The 23,804-nt window shown below is 70.4% G+C and carries 30 protein-coding genes; 15 read left to right on the forward strand and 15 right to left on the reverse strand.

Annotation, left to right across the window (positions count from 1 at the left end; translation table 11 throughout):
• Window positions 1-41 precede the first annotated feature (41 nt).
• Window positions 42-944, reverse strand: a complete 903-nt coding sequence (locus ACWD0F_RS46025) for a helix-turn-helix transcriptional regulator (RefSeq protein ID WP_449888573.1) — start codon at window positions 942-944, stop codon at window positions 42-44.
• Window positions 945-1,078: 134 nt separating this feature from the next.
• On the opposite strand from ACWD0F_RS46025, the gene ACWD0F_RS46030 reads away from it, so the two are divergent.
• From ACWD0F_RS46030 to ACWD0F_RS46045, 4 genes are all read left to right on the forward strand, one after another.
• A complete protein-coding gene (locus tag ACWD0F_RS46030) occupies window positions 1,079-1,963 on the forward strand; it encodes an NmrA/HSCARG family protein (protein ID WP_449888574.1) in 885 nt (294 codons plus the stop codon).
• A 31-nt stretch (window positions 1,964-1,994) separates the two neighbouring features.
• Window positions 1,995-2,513, forward strand: coding sequence for a cupin domain-containing protein (locus ACWD0F_RS46035; RefSeq protein ID WP_449888576.1), 519 nt, complete (start codon window positions 1,995-1,997; stop codon window positions 2,511-2,513).
• A 98-nt stretch (window positions 2,514-2,611) separates the two neighbouring features.
• Window positions 2,612-3,658 carry a Glu/Leu/Phe/Val dehydrogenase dimerization domain-containing protein gene (locus tag ACWD0F_RS46040; RefSeq protein ID WP_449888578.1) on the forward strand — a complete coding sequence of 349 codons (1,047 nt, stop codon included), beginning with the start codon at window positions 2,612-2,614 and terminating at the stop codon, window positions 3,656-3,658.
• A 151-nt stretch (window positions 3,659-3,809) separates the two neighbouring features.
• Entirely contained in the window at window positions 3,810-4,655 is an 846-nt protein-coding gene (locus tag ACWD0F_RS46045) for an alpha/beta hydrolase (RefSeq protein WP_449888580.1), read from the forward strand.
• 73 nt (window positions 4,656-4,728) lie between these two features.
• On the opposite strand, the gene ACWD0F_RS46050 is transcribed toward ACWD0F_RS46045, so the two are convergent.
• The 7 genes from ACWD0F_RS46050 to ACWD0F_RS46080 form a co-directional block, all read right to left on the reverse strand.
• Window positions 4,729-5,136: a nuclear transport factor 2 family protein gene (locus ACWD0F_RS46050; RefSeq protein ID WP_449888582.1), complete on the reverse strand. Its 408-nt coding sequence runs from the start codon at window positions 5,134-5,136 to the stop codon at window positions 4,729-4,731.
• Between the two features lie 57 nt (window positions 5,137-5,193).
• A complete protein-coding gene (locus ACWD0F_RS46055) occupies window positions 5,194-5,718 on the reverse strand; it encodes a hypothetical protein (RefSeq protein ID WP_449888583.1) in 525 nt (174 codons plus the stop codon).
• Between the two features lie 187 nt (window positions 5,719-5,905).
• Window positions 5,906-7,096, reverse strand: a complete 1,191-nt coding sequence (locus tag ACWD0F_RS46060) for a ThiF family adenylyltransferase (RefSeq protein ID WP_449888584.1) — start codon at window positions 7,094-7,096, stop codon at window positions 5,906-5,908.
• Complete coding sequence (locus tag ACWD0F_RS46065; protein WP_449888585.1) at window positions 7,093-7,281, reverse strand: hypothetical protein; 189 nt, start codon at window positions 7,279-7,281, stop codon at window positions 7,093-7,095. The genes ACWD0F_RS46060 and ACWD0F_RS46065 overlap by 4 nt, the downstream gene beginning before the upstream one ends.
• Before the next feature lie 14 nt (window positions 7,282-7,295).
• Window positions 7,296-7,739 carry a hypothetical protein gene (locus ACWD0F_RS46070; RefSeq protein WP_449888587.1) on the reverse strand — a complete coding sequence of 148 codons (444 nt, stop codon included), beginning with the start codon at window positions 7,737-7,739 and terminating at the stop codon, window positions 7,296-7,298.
• 17 nt (window positions 7,740-7,756) lie between these two features.
• Window positions 7,757-8,863: a hypothetical protein gene (locus ACWD0F_RS46075; protein ID WP_449888588.1), complete on the reverse strand. Its 1,107-nt coding sequence runs from the start codon at window positions 8,861-8,863 to the stop codon at window positions 7,757-7,759.
• Window positions 8,860-9,963 carry a hypothetical protein gene (locus ACWD0F_RS46080; protein WP_449888590.1) on the reverse strand — a complete coding sequence of 368 codons (1,104 nt, stop codon included), beginning with the start codon at window positions 9,961-9,963 and terminating at the stop codon, window positions 8,860-8,862. Before ACWD0F_RS46080 ends, ACWD0F_RS46075 begins: the two co-directional genes overlap by 4 nt.
• Window positions 9,964-10,215: 252 nt before the next feature.
• Here ACWD0F_RS46080 and ACWD0F_RS46085 point away from each other — a divergent pair, with 252 nt between their 5' ends.
• Window positions 10,216-10,644, forward strand: coding sequence for a protein-tyrosine phosphatase family protein (locus ACWD0F_RS46085; RefSeq protein WP_449888591.1), 429 nt, complete (start codon window positions 10,216-10,218; stop codon window positions 10,642-10,644).
• A 139-nt stretch (window positions 10,645-10,783) separates the two neighbouring features.
• On the opposite strand, the gene ACWD0F_RS46090 is transcribed toward ACWD0F_RS46085, so the two are convergent.
• Genes ACWD0F_RS46090 through ACWD0F_RS46100 form a run of 3 tightly spaced genes read right to left on the reverse strand, consistent with a single transcriptional unit; the run spans window position 10,784 to window position 12,788 of the window.
• Window positions 10,784-11,044, reverse strand: a complete 261-nt coding sequence (locus ACWD0F_RS46090; protein WP_449888592.1) for a hypothetical protein — start codon at window positions 11,042-11,044, stop codon at window positions 10,784-10,786.
• An 11-nt stretch (window positions 11,045-11,055) separates the two neighbouring features.
• A complete protein-coding gene (locus ACWD0F_RS46095) occupies window positions 11,056-11,391 on the reverse strand; it encodes an ArsR/SmtB family transcription factor (RefSeq protein ID WP_449888593.1) in 336 nt (111 codons plus the stop codon).
• A 50-nt stretch (window positions 11,392-11,441) separates the two neighbouring features.
• On the reverse strand, window positions 11,442-12,788 hold the full coding sequence (locus ACWD0F_RS46100) for a hypothetical protein (RefSeq protein ID WP_449888595.1): 1,347 nt from the start codon (window positions 12,786-12,788) through the stop codon (window positions 11,442-11,444).
• 136 nt (window positions 12,789-12,924) lie between these two features.
• Here ACWD0F_RS46100 and ACWD0F_RS46105 point away from each other — a divergent pair, with 136 nt between their 5' ends.
• The 5 genes from ACWD0F_RS46105 to ACWD0F_RS46125 all read left to right on the forward strand — a co-directional run bounded on the left by ACWD0F_RS46105 (window position 12,925) and on the right by ACWD0F_RS46125 (window position 16,594).
• A complete protein-coding gene (locus tag ACWD0F_RS46105) occupies window positions 12,925-14,709 on the forward strand; it encodes a flavin-containing monooxygenase (protein ID WP_449888597.1) in 1,785 nt (594 codons plus the stop codon).
• Between the two features lie 32 nt (window positions 14,710-14,741).
• Window positions 14,742-15,383: a TetR/AcrR family transcriptional regulator gene (locus ACWD0F_RS46110; RefSeq protein WP_449888599.1), complete on the forward strand. Its 642-nt coding sequence runs from the start codon at window positions 14,742-14,744 to the stop codon at window positions 15,381-15,383.
• A gap of 3 nt (window positions 15,384-15,386) precedes the next feature.
• Complete coding sequence (locus ACWD0F_RS46115) at window positions 15,387-15,809, forward strand: acyl-CoA thioesterase (protein WP_449888601.1); 423 nt, start codon at window positions 15,387-15,389, stop codon at window positions 15,807-15,809.
• Window positions 15,810-15,992: 183 nt separating this feature from the next.
• A complete protein-coding gene (locus ACWD0F_RS46120; protein WP_449888603.1) occupies window positions 15,993-16,352 on the forward strand; it encodes a hypothetical protein in 360 nt (119 codons plus the stop codon).
• Between the two features lie 23 nt (window positions 16,353-16,375).
• Entirely contained in the window at window positions 16,376-16,594 is a 219-nt protein-coding gene (locus tag ACWD0F_RS46125; RefSeq protein WP_449888605.1) for a hypothetical protein, read from the forward strand.
• Here the strand turns inward: ACWD0F_RS46125 and ACWD0F_RS46130 are convergent.
• Window positions 16,587-17,021: a VOC family protein gene (locus ACWD0F_RS46130; protein WP_449888606.1), complete on the reverse strand. Its 435-nt coding sequence runs from the start codon at window positions 17,019-17,021 to the stop codon at window positions 16,587-16,589. The genes ACWD0F_RS46125 and ACWD0F_RS46130 overlap by 8 nt on opposite strands.
• A 30-nt stretch (window positions 17,022-17,051) precedes the next feature.
• On the opposite strand from ACWD0F_RS46130, the gene ACWD0F_RS46135 reads away from it, so the two are divergent.
• The 4 genes from ACWD0F_RS46135 to ACWD0F_RS46150 all read left to right on the forward strand — a co-directional run bounded on the left by ACWD0F_RS46135 (window position 17,052) and on the right by ACWD0F_RS46150 (window position 19,882).
• On the forward strand, window positions 17,052-17,846 hold the full coding sequence (locus ACWD0F_RS46135; RefSeq protein ID WP_449888607.1) for an MBL fold metallo-hydrolase: 795 nt from the start codon (window positions 17,052-17,054) through the stop codon (window positions 17,844-17,846).
• A gap of 36 nt (window positions 17,847-17,882) precedes the next feature.
• Window positions 17,883-18,455 (forward strand): PadR family transcriptional regulator, encoded by a 573-nt coding sequence (locus tag ACWD0F_RS46140; protein ID WP_449888608.1) that lies wholly within the window; start codon window positions 17,883-17,885, stop codon window positions 18,453-18,455.
• A gap of 112 nt (window positions 18,456-18,567) precedes the next feature.
• The gene (locus ACWD0F_RS46145; protein ID WP_449888609.1) at window positions 18,568-18,912 is read left to right on the forward strand and encodes a hypothetical protein; all 345 of its coding nucleotides are present in this window, start codon (window positions 18,568-18,570) and stop codon (window positions 18,910-18,912) included.
• Window positions 18,913-18,922: 10 nt separating this feature from the next.
• A complete protein-coding gene (locus ACWD0F_RS46150; RefSeq protein WP_449888611.1) occupies window positions 18,923-19,882 on the forward strand; it encodes a GNAT family N-acetyltransferase in 960 nt (319 codons plus the stop codon).
• Between the two features lie 3 nt (window positions 19,883-19,885).
• Here ACWD0F_RS46150 and ACWD0F_RS46155 read toward each other — a convergent pair whose 3' ends face one another.
• The gene (locus ACWD0F_RS46155) at window positions 19,886-21,349 is read right to left on the reverse strand and encodes an ATP-binding protein (protein WP_449888613.1); all 1,464 of its coding nucleotides are present in this window, start codon (window positions 21,347-21,349) and stop codon (window positions 19,886-19,888) included.
• Window positions 21,346-22,017, reverse strand: a complete 672-nt coding sequence (locus ACWD0F_RS46160) for a response regulator transcription factor (RefSeq protein ID WP_449888615.1) — start codon at window positions 22,015-22,017, stop codon at window positions 21,346-21,348. Before ACWD0F_RS46160 ends, ACWD0F_RS46155 begins: the two co-directional genes overlap by 4 nt.
• A 124-nt stretch (window positions 22,018-22,141) precedes the next feature.
• On the opposite strand from ACWD0F_RS46160, the gene ACWD0F_RS46165 reads away from it, so the two are divergent.
• Window positions 22,142-22,579, forward strand: coding sequence for a hypothetical protein (locus ACWD0F_RS46165; protein ID WP_449888617.1), 438 nt, complete (start codon window positions 22,142-22,144; stop codon window positions 22,577-22,579).
• Between the two features lie 7 nt (window positions 22,580-22,586).
• Here ACWD0F_RS46165 and ACWD0F_RS46170 read toward each other — a convergent pair whose 3' ends face one another.
• Window positions 22,587-23,663 carry a hypothetical protein gene (locus ACWD0F_RS46170; RefSeq protein WP_449888619.1) on the reverse strand — a complete coding sequence of 359 codons (1,077 nt, stop codon included), beginning with the start codon at window positions 23,661-23,663 and terminating at the stop codon, window positions 22,587-22,589.
• Window positions 23,664-23,804: the final 141 nt, after the last annotated feature.

The raw sequence follows: 23,804 nt of genomic DNA on the forward strand, positions 1-23,804 counted from the left end.
CACTCAGAAAGAACGCGCTCTCTGAATAAGCCACACCATTATCAGAGGCCGGGTAAGGAGGCGATTCGTCGGAGATCCGCGGGATCCGCGGGCACCTGCATGACCATGACCATGTCAGGGCGCTCCACCAGCCGTAGCTGGAAGATCTCCAGCGTGATCCGGCCGAGCTCGGGATGGTCGATCGTGGTCGTCGCGGGCCGGAAGGCGCGGACAGGATACTCGGTCCACCAGGCACGGAACTCGGTGCTCGCCTCGCTCAGGGCCGCCACCAGGCCGGCGAAACGCGGGTCGGCAGGACGACGGCCGGCCGCGGCCCTGAACTGGCTGAGCACCGAGCGTGCGGCAGGCTCCCACGTGACCAGGCGGCGGCGGTTCTCCGCGTCCGCGAACATCATCCACAGCAGGTTGCGCCGCTCGGGCGGGTACGTCGTCGGATCGTGCCGGATCCGCGCATACGGGCGGTTCCAGGCCACGTAGTCGAAATGCTCGTCATAGACGCTGGCGAGGTTCGGGGCCGCCGCGTCGACCAGCCGTTGCGCTCGTGAACGCGGGTCCCCGGCAGCGCCTTCGCGGCCGGGGAGACCGCCGGCGGGGCCGGGGAGACTACCGGCGCGCTCGGGGGCGGGGAGGCCGGCGAGGACGTGGAGGTGGTGGTGCTGGTCCGCGTCCAGCCGGAGCGCACGGGCCAGCGCGTCGATCACCTGGGCCGAGGCCGAGATGGCCCGGCCCTGCTCCAGCCAGGTGTACCAGGTGACACCGACCCCCGACAGCTCGGCGACCTCCTCGCGCCGCAACCCCGGGGTCCGGCGCCGGCCAGGGACGTGGTCCTCGGGCAGCCCCACGTCACCCGGCCGCAGGCGGATCCGCTGGGCGCGCAGGAAGGCGGCGAGCTCGGCACGCCGCGCCGACCGGCCGGTGTCGCGCCCCTCGTGACCGTTGCCCAAAGCGCGTCAGCTCCCGCGCGGCCCGGGGGAGCGGCCGCAGGCTAGCAGTATCCGTACCAGGACCAACCGTACTGTCCCACCTAGCCTGATCATGTCGCCACCACCGGTGGCGGCGGAGGTGGAGGAGGAACGACATGACAGGTCCAGCGGGACCGGTGCTGGTGATCGGCGCCACCGGCCAGCAGGGCGGGGCGGCCGCCCGCCGGCTGCTCGATCGGGGCCGGAAGGTGCGTGCTCTGGTGCGGGACCCGAGCTCGCCGGCGGCCGAGTCGTTACGCGCGGCAGGCGCCATCCTCATGCGCGGTGACCTCGACGACGAGGCGTCGCTGCGGGCCGCGATATCCGGCGTATCGGGCGTCTTCCTGGCGCTCACCATGCTGACCGGCCCCAAGGTGACCCCCGAAGGGGTGGCCGCGGAGGAACGGCGTGGCCGGGCGGTGGCCGGGCTCGCCGCGGAGTACGGCATCGAGCACCTGGTCTACAGCTCGATCAGCGGTGCCGGTGTCGTCAAGGGGATCCCGTACTACGACAGCAAGGCCGCCATCGAAGAGCACGTCGACGCGCTCGGGCTGCCCGTCACCGTGCTGCGTCCGGTCATGTTCATGGAGAACTTCACCAACCTCACCCGGCCGGTCGTGGTGGCCGGCGAGCTCGTGGTCAGCCTGGCCGTGCCACCGGAGGCGCGGGTGCGGCTGATCGCGACGCGCGACATCGGCGCTTTCGCCGCGATCGCGTTCGACCAGCCCAGCCGCTACCTCGGCCGGCGCGTCGAGATCGCCGGCGACTGCCTGACGGGCCCGGAGATCGCCGCCGCGTTCGGCCGGAGCTGCGGCCTGCCCGCGCGGTTCCAGCGGACGCCCATCGAGCAACTGCGCGCCTTCGACGGGCAGGTGGCGAAGATGTTCGAGTGGGTCGGCACGCGCGACGACGACGAGCCCGACTTCCCGGCTCTGCGCGCCGCCCACCCGGACCTGATGACCCTGGCGACCTGGCTGGACGCCACCGGCTGGAAACCCTGAACCCCGCAACCCCGAAGAAGGCGAGGCGAACGTGACAGACGGACTGCTCTTACCGCCCGGCGAGGGCTCACGCATCCAGACCGCGGGCATGACGCTCAAGGTCGGCACGGATCGTTCGGCGATCTGGTCCATGTTCGAGGCCGAAGTCCCGCCGGGCTTCGACGTCGGAGCGCACCTGCACCACGAGGCCGAGGAGGTGTTCTACGTCCTCGAAGGGGAGCTTGACCTGCTCGCCTTCCACCCCCGCGCCGAGCCTGCGGGCGACTGGCGCACCTGGGAGTCCGACACCGGCACGCCCGTGTTCAGGGGCGGGCCCGGCAGCGTCATGCAGGTGCCGGCCGGCTGCCCGCACGCCTTCTTCAACCCGGGCCCGCGTCCCGCCCGGCTGCTCTTCCTCGTCTCCCCGGCCGGGCATGAGGATTACCTGAGGGCGCTCGCCGACGTGCTCGCCGCCTCCCGGCCGCCGGACCAGGAGGCCGTCGCGGCCGTCCGGGCCCGGTACGACATCCACCAGCTCACCCCCTTGGGCACCCGCCCGCTGCCCTCTTAGGACCGAACCGCTTACCGGTAAATTTCTGGATATCGCACTGCCGAGATGCCTAAGATGCCCCATCACGTCACCGCGCGGAACGGCTCTGGGGGGCGCACATGAAGATCATGGAACTCACCTCGGTCGACGGCTTCGTGGCCTTCGACATCGACTGCCCGACAAGTGCGGGCGGCACCCGGCTCGCCCCTGACGTCACCTCCACGGAGGCGCGGCTGCTGGCCAGAGCGATGACCTACAAACTCGCGGTGCTCGGTGTGCCGTTCGGCGGCGCGAAAGCGGTGCTGCGGGGGCGGGCGGAGGACCGGGCCGCACTGGTGGCGAAGTACTGCGCGGAGATCACGCCGCTGGTGGCGAGCGGGTTCTTCGTCACGGCCTCGGACCTCGGCACGCAGACCGGCGACTTCGCCTCGCTGCCGGACTACCAGGCGGACTCGATCATGCATGGGGAGATCGACGGCGCGCTCGTGGACACGGTCGTGACCGGTCTCGGCGTGGTCGCCGCCGCAGACACCGCCCTCGGCGGCCTGGCCGGGCGGACGTTCGCCGTGGAGGGGTTCGGCAAGGTGGGCGGTGCGGTGGTGCGTGAGCTGGCGCGGCGCGGCGGGCGCCTGGTCGGCCTGTCCACGATCCACGGGTGCGTGGTGGACGAGTCGGGGCTGGACGTCGCCGCGCTGTTCGAGCTGCGTGCCGAGCACGGCGACGGCTGCGTCCACCGGCTGGGGCGGCCCGTCCTTCCCCCCGAGACGCTGTACGAGGTCGCCGCCGATGTCCTGGTCCCGGGCGCGCGCACGGGCGTCCTGGACCAGGATCGGGCCGCCCGGGTACGCGCGCGCGTGGTCGCACCGGCCGCCAACGTCCCGTACACCGCCGCGGGGTTGCGCGTCCTTCAGCAGCGTGCGGTCGTCCCGCTCGCGGACTTCGTCTGCAGCGCCGGCGCCACCATCGGCTACCTGGCGGAGCGGGAAGGCGTGGTCACCGGCCCCGAATCGGTGCGCGCCCTGGTGGACGAGCGGGTCGGCCACCTGACCGCCGCGAGCCTGGAGCACCCCGGCGGCCCGTTCGCCGGCGCGTGCGAGCAGGCGGAGGAGTTCCTCGGCACCTGGTGCGCACCGGCCGAGCTCCCCGACGGCCCGCCGCTCGCGTAGACCGGCTGCGCCGCTCGTCGAACGTGCCCGGCCCGGTGGCCCCTGTGGCCGGCATCGGTGTTATCACCAGTCCTGCCGTCCGCCCATTGATGCCTTCTGAGCGCCTGTGCGAAGGTCGCGGCACCGAGTCGACCTGACCCCAGGAGGATTCATGAAGCTCAGGCAGCTCGTCCGGCGCCTCACCACGGCGGGCGCCGGATTCGTGGTCGCCGCCGCGCTCCTGCAGGTGCCGATCGCTCCCGCGCACGCGGCCCCCGGCGGCTCCGGGCCCTATCCGGCCGACTACGAGACCACCCTGCGCCTGCCCCGCCACACGGTCTACCGGCCCGCGACCCTGCCCACCGGCGTGCTCCTGCCCATCGTGGCCTGGGGCAACGGCGCGTGCCGGGCCGACGGCACGCTCTTCGAGCTCTTCCTCAAGGAGCTCGCCTCGCACGGCTTCCTCGTCATCGCCAACGGCCGGCCGGGCGGCACCGGGAGCACCAGCGCGCAGATGTTGCTGGACGCGGTGAGCTGGGCGGTCGCGGAGAACAGCCGCTTCGGCAGCAGGCTCAGAGGCAGGATCGACATCACCAAGGTGGCGGTGATGGGGCAGTCGTGCGGCGGCCTGGAGGCGTACGAGGTGTCGAACGACCCGCGCGTCACCACCACCGGCATCTGGAACAGCGGCATGCTGAGCGACGCGGACAACCCCCAGCTCGCCCGCCTGCACGCGCCGATCGGCTACTTCATCGGCGGTCCCAGCGACATCGCCTACGAGAACGCCCTCGACGACTGGGCCCGTCTGCCCGCCGGGCTGCCCGCGTTCATGGGCAACCTGAACGTCGGCCACCTGGGCACCTACTCCCAGCCCAACGGCGGCGAGTTCGGCCGGGTCGGCGCGGCCTGGCTGAAGTGGCAGCTCAAGGGGGACGCGGTGGCGAAGGCGATGTTCGTCGGGCCGAGCTGCGGGTTGTGCTCCGGCCAGTGGCAGATCCAGCGCAAGAACCTCACCTGACAGCGAGCCGGTGAAGGACTCCGCACGCCGAAGACGGCCTCCATCCGGAGGCCGTCCGACGGCGGGGAGGCCGTCAGGCGCTGAGCGCCCGCGCGACCGTGAGGCTGTCCTCGTAGATGTGGTAGCGGACGATGAGCCCGTTCTCGACGGTGAGATGCAGCGCGAACGGCGAGGTGTAGGCGACCCCGCTCACCTTCACCGTCTGCGCGAGCTCCCCGAGCACCACGGCGTCCGCGCCGTCCACCAGAATGTGTGCCACCGACGTGCCGTCCAGCTCGGGCGCATGATGGGCGCTCAGCGAACGGAAATGGTCGGCGATGTCGGCCCGGCTCGCCCGGGGACGGATCCACGGCACCGCCGGGTGCCCCGCGGCGGGCCAGTTGAGCTGCCAGTCGATCGGCTCGGCGAACAGCTCGGCCGTACGGTCATGGTCTCTCGCGGCGATCCGGCGCAGCAGTTCTTCGACGATCTTCCGAGTCATGGCACGATCTTCCCGGCCCACGGCGTGGTCTGTCGATTACGTCCCAGGTAAGCGGGGTCATGACGCGACGATCAGCGCCACCAGGACGAGGACCGAGCCGCCGAACACCACCGCGTGCCGGATGTTCTGCAGGACCGGCATCACCCAGGTGGGGAAGCCCTGCTCGGCGGCCTTGAGCATGGCGCGCACGTCGATGCGCTGGAGCATCGGGTCGCCCTTGCGGGCGAAGGCCGTCTCCACGGACTTCACGGCGGTGAGCTGGCTGTGCAGGATGAGGACGTTCCCGATGAGCACGATCGGCTGGAAGACCCAGGACAGTGTCTGTCCCCAGTCGTTCCCGGCCAGGTTCAGCACCGCCAGGACGGCCATGACCAGCGCGACCGTGGCGGGCACGGCCGTCTCGTGTCCGCCGGCGTCGAAGCTGAGCTTGTTCTCCGCCAGGACGGTGGTGGGGACGCCCTGGCGCCGCAGCTCGGCCTCCGCCGTCGCCTTCGCCTGGGCGCCGTAGCGGTGCCGGATCAGGGGAATGCTCAGGAAGGCCAGGGCGATGAGCAGTTGGGCCGACGCGGCGAGTGCGATCATGGGGGAGCTCCTCATCGGGCGGGTCCGCGGAGTGGTCCTCCGCGACCTCGTGGGTCTCGATGAGGAAGACGATGCCGCCCGCCGCTGACCGCGCGTCGACAGCACGCTGTCACGAGCCGGCGAACGTTGTCAGCGAGCCGTCAGACGAGGATCGGGTGCGGGCGGGTTCGGTGATCGGCGGCGGTGGTCAGGAGTCTCCGGCGACCGTGAACATGTCGTCGTCCGTCACGAGGGCCTCCGGTTTCGCGCAGGTCGCGCAGTCGTCCAGCTTGGGCAGCAACACTCCGTACCAGCGCAGCACGCTCAGCTCGTCCACGGACACGCCCATGGGCTCCAGGGCGGCGTGCGCCGCCTCCCGCCGGTTGATCCACTGGAACAGCGGCGCGACCAGATCCTCACTGAGCCCGCGGAAGGCCGGAGACTCCTCGCCGAGCAGCTCGACCAGCGCGAGCTTGGCCATGTGCAGCGCTATGGGGATGACGTCGGTGGACAGACCGGGCTGGGGCAGGACCTCCCGGTCGGTGTAGGAGAAGCGCGCGGCGTCCGCCTCGCTGCTGATCTCGTTGTCGCCGGCCTGGCGGGGCAGGGCCTGCACGAAACACTGGTAGCAGGCGGTCAGCCCCGGGATCACCCGCTGGACGATGCCGCCGTAGGCCCGCTGGAAGACCCCGCCGAGGATCAGCGGCAGGTCGTTGTCCAGGCAGAGCCGGTTGATCAGCAGGCGGCTCTCCCGCGAGTCGGTGGCGCAGATGACCAGGTCGGCGCCGACCTTCTGGATCTGCTCCACGACCTGGTGCCTGGTGGTGCCGTCGACGTGGAGCGTGCTCGTCACCACCTCGGCGGCCGGGTTGTGCCGGCGCACGAGATCCCGCATGGCCAGTGCCTTCAGCCGGCCGACGTCGTTCAGGCCGCATTCGTGGCGGGAGACGTTGCCCGGTTCGAGCCGGTCGTGATCGAGCAGCAGGAACCGCCCGACCCCTGCCTTGGCCAGCTCGCGCACGATGAAGCTGCCGCCCGATCCGAGCCCGAGAACGGCTACGGAGCGGTCGCGCAGCACATCGGTCTCGAAGATGCCGCGCACCCGGTCGAAGACGTCGAGAGAGGCGGGAACGACGGTGGTGGCGACCTGCTCCCCGAGCTCGCCGTCCACCACCCGATGGCACCGTACGCCGTCCGCCGCCACCAGGCAGACGAGAACGGCGTTGCCGATCCGGGCCACGGAAGTCCCGTGGACGACCAGCACGTCCTGACCGGCTGTCCCGTCGATCAGGCCCAGATCACCCTCGTCGAGCGTGCTCAGCGCCAGCCTGGTCCGCGCCGCGGACAGCGCGGATCCATGGATGACGACGTGCCGCGGAAGGCCCGGGTCGGTGGTCATCCGGCGAACGCCTTCATGTCTTCGGCGTCGATCTCGGGAACCACGTCCCCCGCCCGCTCCCCCGAGGAGCGCACCTCCCATTTCCCGCTCTGCGGGTTGAATACCATGCGCTTCCCGCGCGGCATCTCGCCTTTGGCCGCCTGTTCCATGAAAGCGCGGATGTCATTGTGTCGGTCGGAGGCCACGGACTTCTTTCCTTTCAGGCGTCCATCAGGAATCTGGAGATCGGGCTGCCATCCTGGAGATGGCATTCGTAGGCGGTCAGCCAGAGCATCGCCTTGCGGACGACCTTGACGATGGAGATCCCCGCCGACCACGCCTCAGGACGGTAGGTGCAGACCTTCACCCAGCCGGCGCGGTCGGTCTTCCACGTGTGCATCTCGTGACTGGTCTCGTACTGGAGAATGGGCTGGCTGTAGCCCATCAGCGGATGCGGCTCCGTGACGTAGGTGGACGGGCACTCGTCCGGGAACCCGGCGGGCAGATAGATACGCAGCCCGTAGGAGTGGTCGGTGTTGCTCAAATAGGTGCCGTGCACGAAGGTGTCGCCCAGCGGATTGAAGAAGTCGAAGCCCGGAAACTCCTTCCGGAGAAACTTTCGCTCGGCCGCCAGCACGTATCTCTGCCAATCGTCCCATGCCACTGGTCTCTCCTCACTCCCTAATGTCCGTGCAGGATCTGGATGCCCCAGACGAAGGCTTCTTCCAGGCGATACCTGTCGGCCGGAATGGACGGACTCCAGTCCAACCGCTGCTGGCCGGCGGTGACGCGCGCGTCCCGCACGTACGGATATCTGCCGTCCCAGCCCAGCGTGAACAGGAAGAGGGCACGACGGCGGTGGCTGTGGACGACGATGGACATCATGCTGTCCCCCTGGGGGTGCAGCTCGGCCGCGTAGCCGCTCTTCTGCAGCAGCGGGTTGACGTGCGCGTCCAGGAAGACGGCCGGGTCGGGGATCGGCTCCGCCCGCGGTTCCTCGGTGCGTGCGGCGGACTCCGTGGGAGCCGCCGTGCTGGATCCCGCCTCGATCGGTTCGGGCGGCGCCTGGCCGGCCGCCGGCCGCTCGACGGCGCGCGCCGCCGCCGCTTCGGGACGCGCCGCTTCGGCGCGCGGCAGCGCGGTGGAGGTGGAGAGCTGATATTGGGCGCGGTTGCGTGATCTGGCGTCCCGCAGGGTGTCGGAGCCGATGTCCGACGGCAGTTTCAGCCGGCCGCTCTCCCTGCGGACCGGGCTCTCGCCGGAGATCACGGCAAACGACGTCGCCGCCCAGTCACCGGCCAGGGCGTTGGGATAGAAGAACGGCGTGAGCCGGACCAGGGTCTCCTTGGACGAGTTGTTCCAGTTCCAGAGCTTCGACCGGTGTTCCTGCGGTGCGCCGTCCTCGTTGACGAAGTTGGCGAGGATCTCCACATGGCGCTCGCGTTCGGCTTTGGCCGCGAGGCGCTGGGCGCGGTCGCGATCGCCCGCGCTCGGCACGAACAGGTTGAACCAGTGGTGAGAGTGCCACATGCCCAGGCCCTGGAGCCCGAACGTCTCCCACACGCTGCTCTCCACCACCCGGGCGACCTTCGGGTCGAGCTCGAGCTGCGCCTCGTGGCGGACGAAGTCGCCGGCCGGTCGGGTGGCCAGGAAGATCGTGGCGCTGCCTCCGTGGCTGAAGAGCCCGTAGAGGCTGCCGCCGGTCTCGATCTTCTGATGGTCGAACGTCTCGTCGCAGATGACCTCGAGTTCGGACTCGTAAATCCTGATGACGTAGTGGTCGGTCATCGCAGGCTCTCCACGATCTCGAGAAGGGTACGGTCGGGAGTCCACGCCGACTCGTCGAGGTCCAGCCGCTCACCTTCGGCGCCGGACTGCACGAGCACCAGGGGAGGTTTCGCGGGATAGGCGGCCGTGACGATGAGGGCGACCTGGCGGTCCTGCAGATCGACGATCAGCGCCACCTGGTTGTCGGTGAAGGGCGTGACCTCGGGCTCGTATCCCGCGTGCAGCAGCTCGCCGAGCTCGGTCTCCAGCCGGTAGGCGAACACGTCCTCGACCGGCGGCTCCGCCGCTCTCGGCGGCGGCTGCTCCCAGGTCTCCGGCAGGATCTGTCCCAGCAGGTCCACGTCGCCGACGCCGCGCGCCCGCCAGTGGTGGTCCAGGCACACCAGGACGAACCAGGCGATGACCGCGGCGACCACCTTCTCCTGCGGTTGCGGGGTGGTGGCCAGGTTGATGTACTGCCAGGTCGGCAGGTCGCCGCTGCCGGGGCGGCTGGGCGCCCGGCCGGGGTCCCAGCCGAAGCTCGCGACCGGCAGGGAGAATCCCAGAGAGCCGTCCACGGTCGGGAAAAGCGAGTTCAGCAAGGCGAAGACCGACAGGACGTCGCCGTCGTGCTCGAAATAGAGAATGATCGCGGGGTGGCCGGGGAATTCCAGTGCGCCGATCTCCTCCGCGCCCACCGACCCGGAAATCGATCGGGGAATGCCGTTGTCGGAGACGAAGGAGCCGGTGTGCAGCTTGGCGTGGCTGCCGAAAGCGGGGACGCCGCGCAGCGCCTCGTGGACCAATCCGGGAATACGATTTCCGGCCAGCCGGCCGCCGGCCGGAACCGGCGAGACGAGAACCGACGGGTTCGAGTTCTGCGCGCCCTGATGAATGCGGCCGACCGTGCCGAGCGGGTAGTGGGCGCCCTGCTGCCGATAGCGTTCGAGCAGGAAGTCGCGCTCGTAGCGCTCTCGGGAGTAGGCCTGGAGGGTCGCCTGCAGTCGTTCCTCCGCCACCTGGTTCACCGAGGCTGCTGCGGCCTGCTCGCGGGCCGCTCGCCGGTCGCGGACTCCGTCGATGATCAATTCAGGGAGCTTCCCCGCGAGATTTCCCAGCACGGAAGCAACGATCGTGACGAGCCATTCCATCGATTCCCCCCGCAGGTGCCAGGCAGTAGGCCCCCGATGGCTCACAGTGAGGTCATATGTATCACATTCACCGGAAGAAAGTCTGCGGATTTATCGGCCTTTTTGGAACGGTTCAAATTAAAGGCTAACCGAAATAGCACCTTAAATTCGGCCGCTACGAGGCGAGTCAGCGGAGAGCGAACCGGCGGCCGGGCCACCCGCGCCGCCACTACGCTCGTGCGCGTGGTCACGACGTGGGACGAGAGCGCGGCAGGGGTGTTGCGCCTGCCGTCGGGCCGGTTGGTTCGCGGCAGGGGCCTGAGACATCCGCTTCCGCCGGGCCCGCACCCCGCCTTCGCCCTCTACCTGCTCGGCCGCCGCCCCCCGCCGACGCCTTGGGAGCAGCGCTGGCTGCGCTGGCCCGACTTCTGGTTGCCGTCCGACCGGCGCGCGACCGCCGAGGCGCTGCGCGAGAGCTGGGCCCGTGCCGAGTCGGAGCGCGTCGAGATCGCCTGCGGCGGCGGCCGGGGCCGCACCGGCACGGCCCTGGCCTGCCTGGCCGTGCTCGACGGAGTCCCGGCCGACCAGGCGATCGCCTACGTGCGCGAGCACTACACCCGCCACGCCGTCGAGACCCCCTGGCAGCGCCGCTTCGTCACCCGCTTCGCGTGACGGTCGCGCGTCAGACGGAGATGGCGACCTTGCCGCGCGTCTCGTGGTCGGCCGATCTCCGGCTTGCCGACGTCCTTGAGTTCGAGCACGTCAGTGGGCCGTAGGCGGAGCAGTGGACGGCCTTCATGGCGGAGCCCCCTTACTCGACGGTTCGTAAGATCTGTTCGATCGACGCCGTCCGCGAGCGCAGCTCCGCCAGGTCGGCGGCCACACGTTGCTGGGCGTCCAGGGTGTTCTCGGCGAGCTGCTCGAAGCGCTGGACGAGCCGGCGCAGGTCGTCGGCCTGACCGGCGTCGAGCTTGGCCTTGCGGGTTTCGAAGACCCCCACCGTGAACAGGGCGATCAGGAAGCCGACGATGATCAGCACGCCGAGGTAGAAGATCACCTCTGGCCAGGACAATGCCCCAAACATCAGGAGTGCTCCTTCTCCGGGTCCGGCCTGGTGAGTGTCTTGGCCGCCTCGGCCAGCGCCGCAGCGGTCAGATGCAAGCTGAAGTCGGTGACTTCGTAGTACTTCATCGCCTTGCCGTCCTCGGACAGCTCCAGCGTGCCGGAGATCAGACCGGCGGCTTCGAGTCGTCGCAGGTGCATGTGGAGCAGGGGGCGGCTGACCCCGATCACGCGAGCGAGGTTGCTCACATAGTCACGGCCGCGCGCCAGCTCCGCGATGATGCGCACACGCAGCGGGTTGGCCAGCGCCGCCAGCATCTGGACCAGGTCGTCGCCCGTCGGCTCGGCCTGCGTCATGGCATCCCATCACCTGTCAGCTTTCTTTTACACATGAAACCGTAGCATTCTCAAAGGGGCGCGGCAATGGAGGCCCTGGACGCGGACGCCGGCCCCGGCCTCTCTTCGGACGGTGACCGGCCGCCGAGCGCCAGCCCCAGGGCCAGGAAGATCAGCGGGATCGCCGGGATCACGTACCGCACGTCGAAGGCGGCCAGGAACGGCGGCGAGACGACCAGCGCGAGCGCCGTCACCCCCGGCAGCAGCGCGTCCCATCGCCGCCGGACCAGCGCGGCGACCAGCGCCCCGCCGAGGGCCAGCATGAGCAGCGGGAACGGCACGTACCCGAACCGCTGGTAGGCCCGCAGCCAGCCGGCGAACGGCTCCACCACTCGCGTCGCGGCCGGACCTCCCTCGTACGCCTCCGCGACCCCCCGCACCGACTCACTGATCGGCCGCTCCGAGGCAGGCAGCTTGTACGGCGTCTTCTCGTCCACGGCCGTCCGCTCCCAGCGCAGGAGCTGCCCCAGATCGGTCAGCACCACGCCGGCGTACTCCACGGGCTGCGCCAGGATGGCCTGCCGGGCGAACTCCCCGGCGAGCTGGTTGCGGTTAGCCGTCCCCGGCACCTTGAGCAGCGGCGAGAAGCTCTCCCACAACCAGTGCGGCGGATAGGGCCGCTGCGCCACCGGCATATCGGGGCAGAGCACGGCCAGCCGCTCGGTCGGCTTGATCACCGCGCAGTCGGCGAAGCTCATGGTCCTGGACCACAGGAAGTTCCCGTCGGCCTCGGTCAGCGCGAACTTGCCCTTCTCGACCTTCGTCCACGTCGCGTACGCGCCCAGCGGGATCACGCCGGCCACCAGCAGCGCCACCAGCGGGCGCCAGCCGTACCGCCTGATCAGCAGGTAGGCGGCGGTGAGGACGAGCAGCGGCAGGCCGACCGTCCTGGTGATCCCGGCCAGGCCCAGCAGCAGCCCGCCCACGGCGGCCGTCGCCGGGGTGACCCGCCAGACGATGAGCACGATCGCCGCCGTGACCAGCACGACGAAGACCGCGTCCGCCATGATCATGTGCTCCAGCAGCACGAGGAACTCGTCGTAGAGCAGCGGGGTGACCAGCAGTGCGGCGCCCCAGCCGGGCAGGCCGCGGCGGCGCAGCAGCGCGTACACCGCGACCGCGAGCGCCAGCCCCAGCAGGTGCTGCAGCACGGTCACCAGCGTGAGGCTGTGCGCGGGCCGCAACACGGCCAGGAGCAGGGAGTAGCCGGACGGCCTGGCGGTGCCGGGCGTCAGCTCCTCGCGCAGGAACGCGAAGGAGTCGCCGTAGAACAGGATCGCGGGCGGGAATCCGAGCATGGCCAGCAGGCGCAGCCCGATCGCGGGCAGCATGGCGATGACCAGGGCGCGATGAGCCAAGACGAATCAGCTTCCTCGTGTGTGCAAGTTCTTCACCATAGTGGCGGTTCAGGCGGTGTGGGGACCGCTGTTCCTTGTCGGGAAGCGATCCCGAATGACATTCTGGAATTGAGTTCCCCGCGCTTCCGGAGGATGAATGACCATCGACAAGGAAGCCCTTCGCGCGAAATATCGCGAAGAGCGTGCCAAGCGGCTCCGCCCGGACGGCAACGACCAGTACCTGCGCCTCACCGGCCGGTTCGCGCGCTACCTCGACGACCCGTACACGCCGGTGACCGAGCGGGCGCCGAAGACCGACCACGTGACGGTCGCGGTCATCGGCGGCGGCTTCGCCGGCCTGGTCACGGGCGCCCGGCTGAAGGAGGCCGGGATCGAGGACGTCCGCGTCGTCGAGAAGGGCGGCGACTTCGGCGGCACCTGGTACTGGAACCGCTATCCGGGCGCGCAGTGCGACACGGCCTCGTTCGTGTACATGCCGCTGCTCGAAGAGACCGGCCACATGCCGACCGAGAAGTACGCGCACGCGCCCGAGATCCTCGACCACTGCCGCCGCATCGGCAAACACTTCGGCCTGTACGACAACGCGCTCTTCCACACCGAGGTCCAGAGCCTCGCCTGGGACGACACCCGATCATGCTGGCACCTGCGGACGAACCGCGGCGACCACTTCACCGCCCGCTTCGTGACCATGGGCATCGGCCCGCTGCACGTGCCCAAACTGCCCGGCATCCCCGGGATCTCCACCTTCGGGGGACACACGTTCCACACCAGCCGTTGGGACTACGCCTACACCGGCGGCGACCCGCTCGGCGCCCCCATGGACGGGCTGGCCGGCAAGCGGGTCGCGCTGATCGGCACCGGGGCGACGGCCGTGCAGTGCGTGCCGCACCTGGCGCGGGCCTGCGCGGAGTTGTACGTCTTCCAGCGCACCCCCTCCTCGGTGGACGTGCGCGACAACCGGCCGACCGATCCCGGCTGGTTCGCGAGCGTGGCGACGCCGGGCTGGCAGCAGCGCTGGCTGGAGAACTTCACCGCCAACCAGACCGGCGGCCTGACGGACGAGGACCTGGTGATGGACGGCTGGACCGACCTCGCCCGCCGGGTCCGCGCCCGCATCATGGCGCTGCCTCCGGAGGACTTCACCCAGGAGAACATGCTGGCCGCCTTCGAGGACTCCGACTTCGAGAAGATGGAGGAGATCAGGGCCCGCGTCGACGGCATCGTCGAGGACGCCGAGACGGCGGCGAAGCTCAAGGCGTGGTATCGCCAGCTCTGCAAACGCCCCTGCTTCCACGACGAATATCTCCAGTCCTACAACGTGCCCGGCACCCACCTGGTGGACACCGACGGCAAGGGCGTGACCCGGATCACGGAGCGGGGCGTGGTCGCGGCCGGCCGGGAGTACGAGGTCGACTGCGTCATCTACGCCTCCGGCTTCGAGGTCGGCACCGACTACACCCGCCGCGCCGGCCACGACCTGACCGGCCGCGGCGGGGTCACCCTGTCCGGCCACTGGGCGGACGGCATGCGCACGCTGCACGGCATCCACGTGCACGGCTTCCCGAACGCCTTCCTGGTGCAGCCGACGCAGGGCGCGAACCTGATCTCCAACATCCCGCACAACCTCACCGAGGCTGGCCGGACCATCGCCCAGGTCGTCAAGCACGCCCTCGACCACGGCCATCGCGCGGTCGAGGCCACCCGGGAGGCCGAGGACGCCTGGGTCGAGCTGCTGCTGTCGGGGGAGGGCCGGCTGCTGGGCTCCCCGGACTGCACGCCCGGCTACTACAACAACGAGGGCCAGGACCCCGGACGGCGGGGCCGGCTCAACGTCGGCTATCCGCTGGGGGCGATGGCGTACTTCGCCTACATCGATCAGTGGCGCGCGTCGGAGGCGTTCGAGGGGCTCGCCTTTGTATAAGACCGACCGGTCGTTAATATAGACTCGCGGTCGTGACCGACACGAAGGAAGACGGCCGCCGGGAGCGGGGCCGGCGCAGCCGGGAGGCGATCCTCCAGCAGGCGGTGGCGCTGGCCTCGGTGCAGGGGCTCGACGGGCTCACACTGGGGCGGCTGGCGACCGCCGCCGGCATGAGCAAGTCCGGATTTTTCGCGCATTGGCGCGACAAAGAGGAGCTGCAGCTCGACGCCATCGACTGGGCGCGCCGCCAGTGGGTCGACGAGATCGTCACACCGGCGCTGCGCACCCCGCCGGGCGTGCGCCGCGTCATGACCCTGCACGAGGCCCGCCTGCGCTTCTACGCCACCGGCGTCCTGCCGGGGGGCTGCTTCTTCTTCGTGGCGCAGGTCGAGTTCGACGACCGGCCTGGGCCGGTGCGGGAGCGGATCGCCAAGGCGCTCACCGACTGGCTCGGCCTGATCGAGCGGCTGGTCGCTGAGGCGGTGACGCTGGGCGAGCTGCGGCCGGAGACCGACCCCGCGCAGCTCGCGTACGAGATCGACGCGCTCGGCGAGGCCGCGATCACCCAGGCCCGGCTGCTGGGCGACGACGCCCCCTACGACCGTGGCCGCCGTGCCGTGCACGAGCGGCTGCGCGCCCTGACCACCGACCCCGCACTCCTCCCGGAGGACTGACCGTTGCCCGAGACCCGCCCCGCCCAGATCCACTTCGACGACCTCGACGCCATGGGCGTGCTGCACAACTCGCGCTACGCCCTGCTGGTCGAGCGCGCCATCTCCGCCTTCTGGGCCGAGCAGGGCTGGAGCTTCGACCCCGCCGCCTCGCGCTTCAAGGAGGTCTATCTCGCCGTCCGCGAAGTCAAGATCACCTACAACGCGCCGATCGTCGGGGCCGGCGAGGTGCTGGTCGACTTCTGGCTGGACCGCATGGGCCGCACCAGTGGCGTCTACGGCTTCCGCGTCCTGTCCCGGGACCGGTCGATCGTGCACGCCGAGGGCTACCGCGTCAACGTCAACCTCGACCCGGCCACCTTCCGCCCGGCCCCCTTCAGCGCCGAGATGCGCACCGCCGCCGAGCCCCTGCTGCTGCCCGCCGGCTGACGACCCGGCCGAGACACTGACTCCGGCGTGCGACAAGCATGTCCGGAGGGTGCCTCTTTCGTGCGCGCGTCCATCCCGCTGGGTAAAACCAGCAGCGTGACTCATGGAAGCCGGAAATCCCTGCGTCAAGGTGGAGGCAGCCTTTATGTACGGTTCCAAGTCCGCTATTACGGGTGGCTCGGCGTGCCGGTAGGCATCTTCGCCGCCTGTCACCATCTCCGCCAGAACGGACGCCTGACCACGGCAGACGACGACCTGTTCACGAAGGTCGACGACTGGTTCATCGCACGGCTGCCCTATCCACCCTTCTACGCCGACGGCAACACCATCCGCGCCGTCCCCTGGTTCAAGCCCACCGCGCTCGCCCTCATCGCCGCCCTTGCCCCGCTGGAGGACCTTCTGCGGCGCTATGAGGTCCCGTACGACATCGTGCGCTCGCCGGACCCCGGCTCCATCATCTACGAGGACGACTTCCAGGTGGGCGTCCTGCCCTACGCCAGAAAGTCCGGCCTGCCCCGCGCACCGATGCGCCGTTTCGCCTGACCGCGGAGATAGTCCCAGCGCCAGTGCCCGGCGACGCCGACCCCGGATACGGTCACAAGCTGCTGAACAGGACCGTAGGCGCTCACCCGGCGACCGCTGCCGTTCCTCGGCTCGGCCTGGCCGCCCTCGACCCGGTGGCCAAGGGCGGTACGGTCGTCCAGCCGGAGGTGGTGCGGCAGTTCGACCTGCCGCCGACGGGCACCAGCGGGTGCCGGCGTACCTGTGCGGGGTTGATCAGCTGATGCAGAGCTCGTTGCCCTCGGGGTCCGCGACGGTCACCCACCAGTTGGGCCCCTGGCGACCGCGGTGCAGCACCGTCGCGCCCTTGCCGGTCAGCTCCTCGACCACGGAGTCGATGTTGTCGGCCCCCACCCGGAGGTCGAGGTGCACGCGGTTCTTGACCGTCTTCGGCTCGGGCACGAGCTGGAACAACACGCGCGGCGCGCGTTCGAGGCCGTCGGGGTGCCTGATGGCCGCCCCGGACTTCCACACGAGCGCTCCGCCGTGCCTGGTCGTCTCGTCGTCGGAGGCGTAGCCCTTCTCGATCATGCTCTTGATGAACGTCTCGTCCTGCGGCTCGACCTGCCAGCCGAGCGCGTCGGCCCACCAGTCGGCCAGCGCGTGGGGGTCGTCGTTCGTGTCGATGACGACTTGGAAGTCATATGCCATGCCCTGATCCTAAAAGTAGGGTTCGTTGGCATGAACGAGCAGTGGCAGGAGGTCGGCGACCGGGTCTACGTCCGGCGTCATAAGTCCTTCGACATGAACGTGGGTCTGGTCGTGGGGGACGGGCACTGTCTGGTGCTCGATACGCGCTCCTCGCACCGGGAGGCGCAGGATCTGATCCAGGCGGTGCGCAGGATCACGCCCAGCCCGTGGACGATCGTCAACAGCCATTCCCATTTCGACCACTACTTCGGCAACGCCCTCTTCCGGCCGGCCGAAATCTGGGGCCACGTCAGGTGCGGCGAGGAGATCGACGCCTTCGGCGAGCTGCATCGCGCGGGCATGATCGAGGAGCAGCCGGAGCGGCGCGAGGAGCTGGAGGAGGTCACCATTGTGCCGCCGGACCACACGTTCACCGCCGAGGCCGGACTCGACATCGGCGGGCGCATGGTGCACCTGCGGCATTTCGGGCTCGGGCACAGCAGCAACGACATCGTCGTCCATGTGCCGGACGCGGGCGTGGTGTTCGCCGGTGACCTGGTGGAGGAGGGCGCACCGCCGGCGTTCGGCGACTCCTTTCCGCTCGACTGGCCGGGCACCACGGCGGCGATGCTCGCGGCGATGCCCGAGCGGGTGGTGGTGCCGGGGCACGGCGCGGTGGTGGACCGGGCGTACGCGCTGGCGCAGCACGACGAGCTGGTCCTGGTCGCCGAGCTGGCCCGGCGAGCCCATGTGGAGGGGCTGCGCGACGTGATCAAGCTCTTCCCCTATCCCGAGGACGTGACCAGGCTGGCCATCTCCCGGGCCTTCCTGCAGCTCGACGCTTAGCGTTATAGTGCATTTTGCACTATGGGGGGAGGCATCATGGCACAACGCCACGACCTGGTCGGCCTGACCGTCCTGGCCCTGCTCACGGTGCGGTCCTGCCACCCCTACGAGCTGCACCGCATGATCGTCGACACGCACAAGGACTACATCACCGGCCTGCCGCGCAGCCTCTATCACGCGGTCGAGCGGCTGGTCAGGGACGAGCTGATCGTGCCCGTGGGGACCGGCCGCGCGGGCCGCAGGCCGGAGCGCACGGTCTACGAGATCACCGACGAGGGCCGCGGCGAGCTGGCCGCCCGGTTGCGGCGGCTGCTGGAGCAGCCCGGCTCCGACCGGCGCACGTTCGTCGCGGCGGTCTCGCTCATGGGCTGCCTGCCGCTGCACGAGGCGCAACGCGCGCTGCGCGGGCGGGCGGCCACGATCGAGGGCGTCCTGGCCGGGATGGAGGCCCATCTGCGTGCCGCGGCCGAGAGCGGGCTGCCCGCGATCCTCATGCTGGAGGTCGAGTACGAGCAGGCGCTCCACTCGGCCGAACTGGCCTGGATCGCGGACGTGCTGGAGCGGCTCGACAAGGGGGAGCTCGACTGGGCTCCCCCGGCGGAACTCTGAAGAGGCCGCCAGGGTGCGCCAACACCCCGGCGGCCGGATGCCCGAACAAGGCGCCTGCCCTGCCCGAACTCGCATTCACCAGGATAGGCGCCGCGACAGGAGGAGCAGCGCCATGTCCGAGAAGAGCGAACTCATCACCGAGGTGACCGGAGTGGTCGCGGCGCCGGTCGAGCGGGTGTGGCCCGCCCTGCTGGACAGCGTGCCGCGGACCGAGCTGGGCGAGCACACCTTCGCCTACCAGGGCGGCTGGTGGTATCGCGGCGAATGGTCGGTCGCCCCCCACCCCGAGGGCACGCGCGTGGTCCACCGCGTCTACAACGTGGCCCAGCGGCTGCGCTGGGGCGTGCCGCTGGCCAACCGCCTGTTCATCGGGTTCGAGGAGAACACGCGGCAGGGGTTCGCCGACGGCCTGGCCCGCCTCGGACGGCAGTTGGGCTGCGCCACGAGGCTCCCCTAGGCTTCCCGTCATGGAATGGGGACCCCTGACCCGCCAGGACGCCGGACCGCTGACCGAGCTCTGCGCCGCGATGCGGGCCGGCGACCGCACCGGGCGGATCTACAGCGTCGACGACATGGCCGAGGAGCTCGACCACCCGCGGATCGACCTGGCCGAGGGCACGATCGCGGCCAGGGAGGGCGACCGGATCGTGGCCTTCGGCCACCTTCCGGTCAGGCAGTCCGCCGAAGGCGAGCACGTGATGCTCCTGTGGGGCGGCGTGCACCCCGGCCACCGCGGGCAGGGGCTCGGCCGGCGCGTCCTCGACTGGAGCATCGGGGCGGCGCCAGGGCTGAGCGCGCGGGCCTTTCCCGGCGTGCCGCTGGAGCTCCAGCTCAGCGTGGACGACACCAACCCCGGTTTCAAGGCGCTGGCGGAGCGGGCCGGGTTCGCCGTCGTGCGTTCGTTCGCCCACATGGAGCGGCGCCTGTCCGGCGACCTGCCCGTGGCCGCGCCGCCGGCCGGCGTGACCATCGCCACGTGGTCGCCCGACCTGGACGAGGGCGCCCGTAACGTCCGCAACGTGGCCTTCCGCGACCACTGGGGCAGTGTCCCGCACACCGCTGAGAGCTGGCAGAGCGTCATCGTGGGCACGCGCCACTTCCGTCCGGAGTCCTCGTTCGTGGCCGTGGCCGGCGGCCAGGCGGTGGGCGCGCTGATCACCCACTTCTTCGAGGCCCAGTCGGCCCGGCTCGGCGAGCGCCAGGCGTGGATCCAGATCGTCGGCACGCTGCGGGAGTGGCGCGGCAAGGGCGTGGCCGGCGCGCTGCTCGCGCACGCACTCGCCGCCTTCACCGCTCAGGGGTACGCGTCCACCGGGCTCGGCGTCGACGCCGACAACCCCACGGGCGCCGTCTCCGTCTACGCCCGAGCCGGATTCGAGATCACCAAGCGCAGCTCGGCCTACGCCTTACCGCTCAAGACCACCTGACCTTCAGGCGAGCCGTAAGGGGAATCGGGCCACGAATCCGCTGCCGGCGTACACGAGGGTCCCGTCGTGCAGATGGGCGATGTCCCGCGCGATCGGCAGGCCCAGCCCCGCCCCGCCGGCGTCCCTGGCCCGCGCCTCGTCCAGCCTGGTGAACCGGTCGAACACCGCCTCACGCTGCTCGGCCGGGATCCCGGGCCCGTCGTCGGTCACCTCCAGCACGGCCGTGTCCTCGTCGGCGCGCACGCGTACGCGCACGGTCGAGACGGCGTGCCGCACCGCGTTGTCGGCCAGATTGGTCACCAGGCGGTCGAGGTGGGCGCGCGAGCCCTTCATCACCACGTCCGGCTCGATGTCCAGCTCCACCCGCACCTCCGGCCGGCGCCTGACCCGCAGCGACTCCTCGGCCGCCACCTGGCCGAGGTCCAGCTCACCGGTGCGCAGCGGCTCGCCCGCGTCCAGCTTGGCCAGCATGAGCAGGTCGGCGGCCAGGGACTGCAGGCGTTCGACGTCGGCCAGGGCCTCCTTGGTGAGCTCGCTCGGCTCGGCCAGCTCCAGGCGGGCGCGCAGGGTCGCGATCGGGCTGCGCAGCTCGTGCGCCGCGTCGGCGACGAACCTCTTGTGCGTGCCCACAGAGGTCTCCAGACGGTCGAGCGTGCCGTTCACGGTGCTGGCCAGCGCGGCGATCTCGTCCTTGGAGTCCGGTACGGGCACCCGCTGATGCAGGTCCCTGGCCGTGATGTCGGCCACCTTGGCCCTGATCGCGGCCACGGGGGCCAGCGCGCGGCCCACCGAGAACCACGTCATCGCGGCCACCACGGCCAGCACCGCCGGCACGCCGGGCAGCAGGCCGCTGTACAGCGTCCGCAGCGCCTGCCCGGCGCTCTCCAGGGAGACCCGCGACCAGATCATGGCGGGGCCGCCGGCGGTGCTCACCTTCTTCCCCGCGACGGCGTACTGGCCCGGCTCCGCCCACCCGGTGTCCGCGCGGGCCTTGCCGCTGGTCAGCATGACGTCGGGGTCGGCGACCATGGCCATGTGGCCTTCGCGCAGGTGCACCGCGCCACCCCGGCCTGCGGCCTCCGGCGGCATGGTGGAGAGGATGGGCGCCGACTTGCCCGGCGCGTTCGTGCCGGCCGGCACGAACGCGATGGCCTCGGTCAGCGACACCGCCGCCGCGGCCTTCTTGACGGCCTCCTGGTCCGCGATGCTCTCCAGCGTGCCGCGCAGCGACACCACCAGCACCAGCGCGACGAGCCCCAGCACCAGGGCCACCACGAGGGTGGCCGCGGCCGTCGCCCGCAACCGCACGGACGACAACCCCGCCGACAGCCGCCCCCAACTGAGCTCCGGAAGCAGCCGCCGCACGCCGGGGAACCGCACGTTGAGGAGTCGCACGCCGGGGAGGCGCACGCCGGGGAGCCGCACGCCGGGGAGCAGCCGTCGCCTGTTCGCCAGGAGTCGCCTCACGTAGCCTCCAACCGGTACCCGGCCCCGCGGACCGTCAACAGCGTGGTCTTCCCGAAGGGCAGGTCGATCTTGCGGCGCAGCGCGCTGATGTAGACCTCCACGATGTTGGGATCGCCGTCGTAGGAGAAGTCCCACGCCTGAGCCAGCAGCTCACTCTTGGAGACCACCTCACCCGGCCGCCGGGCGAGCGCGTGCAGCACCGCGAACTCCTTGGGCGTCAGCCCGATCTCCACCTCGTCCCGGCGGCACCGCAGCCCCGCCGTGTCGATCACCAGGTCCCCCACGGTGATCGACACGGGCCGCTCCCGCCCGCCCCGCCGCACCAGCGCCCGCAGCCTGGCCAGCAGCACCACGTACGAGAACGGCTTGGAAAGGTAGTCGTCGGCCCCGTTGTCGAGCGCCTCGGCCTCGTCGTAGATGCCGTCCTTGGCCGTGAGCATCATGATCGGCGTCCAGTCGCCCGCCTCGCGCAGCTTGGCGCAGACCGCGTAGCCGTTCATCCGGGGCAGCATCACGTCCAGGACGATCACGTCGTACGCGTTCTCGGTGGCCATCCACAACCCGTCGCGCCCGTCGTGGGCCACGTCCACCGCGAAGCCCTCGCCCGCCAGCCCGCCCTTGACCAGATCGGCCAGCCGCTCCTCGTCCTCCACCAATAAGACTCGCACGTCCACCAGCGTGCCGCACGGCACCTAAAGCCAACCTGAAGATCATTTAGGTCCCCTTCAGGGCTGCTTCAGGTTCGCCGGGGCAATGTCGTGGTCGTTCCAGCGATCCGCAGGAGGAGAATCCATGTTCAAGCGACGTCTCGTGGCGCTCGGCGCGGCCGCCGTTCTCGCCATCACCGGCCTGGCCGGCTCCGCTCTGGCCGACGAAACCCCGTCCCCCAAGCCGACCTGCACGACCGCCGACGGCAAGCCCATCGAGCTGTCCAAGGCCCTGCCCCCCAAGCGGGGAGCGGTGATCGTCTCTCCCGACGGCAAGGTGACGCGGGTCGAGCCGGGCTCGAAGCAGGACGGCATGAAGATCGAGAAGCTGCCTGACGGCGAGCTGCCCGACGCGGCGGCGCTGGCCGTGCCGTTCGAGGAAGGCATCCCGCTGCCGGACGGCGTGCCGCTCGACGCGCCGCACGCAGAGCCGGGCCAGGAGCTGCGCAAGGTCGAGGCCGGGGTGGCGGCGCCCGACGGCCCCGCCAAAACCATCAAGATCGTCTGCAAGAAGCCCGAGTAGACGAGGCTCACTCCCTGAACGACGGGTGCGGCCCCAGCGCCCAGTACTCGTACAGCCCGTGGCCCACGAGCCCGTCGTACTCGAAACGCCCGACGGCGTCCACCATGCCCCACATCCGGTCGGCGTCGCCGGGCAGCCGGTAGGTGACACCCTGCACGACGGGTCCCGCGCCCTGGTACATCCCGTGTTTCCAGTCCGGCTCCAGCCCGTAGCCGGTGCCGGCCATGAGGTGTACCGGGAGGATGGGGGTGCAGTGCACGTCGAACGGCTTGCCGCCGGGCGGGGAGAAGGTGATCACGGCCTCGACGACGTCGCGGGTGCCGGGGGCGTAGACCGGGCGGTAGTCCGGTCTGCCGAGATACTCCTCCTCCCGGCCGTCCGACCAGACCCGGACGGCCTCTTCCAGCATCCGCCGGCCCCGCTCGTCCTCCTGGATGATGCAGAGGATGGCGTGGTCGTCGAACTTCATCGGCGCGTACAGCCAGTAGAACGTGCCGGCGTTCTTGGTCTGGATGCCGGGCGGCTCCGGCTCGCCCACCGGCCGGATGCCCCAGGAGCGGTCCCTGGTGCCCAGCCAGCGGTCGGGGGTGACCGGGATGTCCTCCTCGCCGATCCGGATGGTGCCGGACCAGCTTCCCGTCTGCGCGAGGCGTACGGAGTCGAACATGACCCGCTCCTGCCACCTCAGGAAGTGCGGCGGCTCCAGCGTGGCCGGGATCGTGCCCTCCCAGAGGAGGTCGAAGGAGAGGCCGTGCTCGTTCGGCTCCAGGACGACCCTGAGCCGCTTGAGCCCTTCGAGCACCTCGACGCGGAACGGGCCGATCGCGGTGTTCATCCGGTCGGCGCCGAGCTCGCGCGAGGCGCGGACGACGCGGTGCAGTTCACGGCGGCGGACGCAGGCGAAGGCGTCGGTGACGCCCAGGTTGGGGTACTGGCCGAGGCCGACGATCAGCATGAGCTCGTCGGTGCCCGCGTGGCAGTTGAAGTAGTAGCGGTCGTAGAAGTTGCGGTCGGAGGTGGCCACGTGCCGCATGACCTGGGCCGCCTGGTGCACGGGGTGGTCATCGAGGGGGGACAGCGCCATGCCCGGGTTTGTAGCAAGCGCTTGGTAAAGAGTCAAGGGCCGGAACGGCGGAAGCGCGCCCCCGAATCGATTCACCTCCATCGTGCTTTCGAGCCCGTTCAGGTGCTGGCCGACCATCGCGTACGTGCCGTCCGTCGCCCC

The sequence above is a fragment of the Nonomuraea sp. NPDC002799 genome, from assembly GCF_053592075.1.

Excerpts from the sequence above, each read along its gene's own strand:
- ACWD0F_RS46095 (WP_449888593.1), bottom strand. The coding sequence starts at position 11,391 with ATGACGCAGGCCGAGCCGACGGGCGACGACCTGGTCCAGATGCTGGCG.
- ACWD0F_RS46165 (WP_449888617.1), top strand. The coding sequence starts at position 22,142 with ATGTTCAAGCGACGTCTCGTGGCGCTCGGCGCGGCCGCCGTTCTCGCC.
- ACWD0F_RS46055 (WP_449888583.1), bottom strand. The coding sequence starts at position 5,718 with ATGATCGCACTCGCCGCGTCGGCCCAACTGCTCATCGCCCTGGCCTTC.
- ACWD0F_RS46105 (WP_449888597.1), top strand. The coding sequence starts at position 12,925 with ATGACCATCGACAAGGAAGCCCTTCGCGCGAAATATCGCGAAGAGCGT.
- ACWD0F_RS46030 (WP_449888574.1), top strand. The coding sequence starts at position 1,079 with ATGACAGGTCCAGCGGGACCGGTGCTGGTGATCGGCGCCACCGGCCAG.
- ACWD0F_RS46045 (WP_449888580.1), top strand. The coding sequence starts at position 3,810 with ATGAAGCTCAGGCAGCTCGTCCGGCGCCTCACCACGGCGGGCGCCGGA.
- ACWD0F_RS46075 (WP_449888588.1), bottom strand. The coding sequence starts at position 8,863 with ATGACCGACCACTACGTCATCAGGATTTACGAGTCCGAACTCGAGGTC.
- ACWD0F_RS46145 (WP_449888609.1), top strand. The coding sequence starts at position 18,568 with ATGTCCGAGAAGAGCGAACTCATCACCGAGGTGACCGGAGTGGTCGCG.
- ACWD0F_RS46060 (WP_449888584.1), bottom strand. The coding sequence starts at position 7,096 with ATGACCACCGACCCGGGCCTTCCGCGGCACGTCGTCATCCATGGATCC.
- ACWD0F_RS46135 (WP_449888607.1), top strand. The coding sequence starts at position 17,052 with ATGAACGAGCAGTGGCAGGAGGTCGGCGACCGGGTCTACGTCCGGCGT.
- ACWD0F_RS46040 (WP_449888578.1), top strand. The coding sequence starts at position 2,612 with ATGAAGATCATGGAACTCACCTCGGTCGACGGCTTCGTGGCCTTCGAC.
- ACWD0F_RS46130 (WP_449888606.1), bottom strand. The coding sequence starts at position 17,021 with ATGGCATATGACTTCCAAGTCGTCATCGACACGAACGACGACCCCCAC.
- ACWD0F_RS46170 (WP_449888619.1), bottom strand. The coding sequence starts at position 23,663 with ATGGCGCTGTCCCCCCTCGATGACCACCCCGTGCACCAGGCGGCCCAG.
- ACWD0F_RS46050 (WP_449888582.1), bottom strand. The coding sequence starts at position 5,136 with ATGACTCGGAAGATCGTCGAAGAACTGCTGCGCCGGATCGCCGCGAGA.
- ACWD0F_RS46140 (WP_449888608.1), top strand. The coding sequence starts at position 17,883 with ATGGCACAACGCCACGACCTGGTCGGCCTGACCGTCCTGGCCCTGCTC.
- ACWD0F_RS46150 (WP_449888611.1), top strand. The coding sequence starts at position 18,923 with ATGGAATGGGGACCCCTGACCCGCCAGGACGCCGGACCGCTGACCGAG.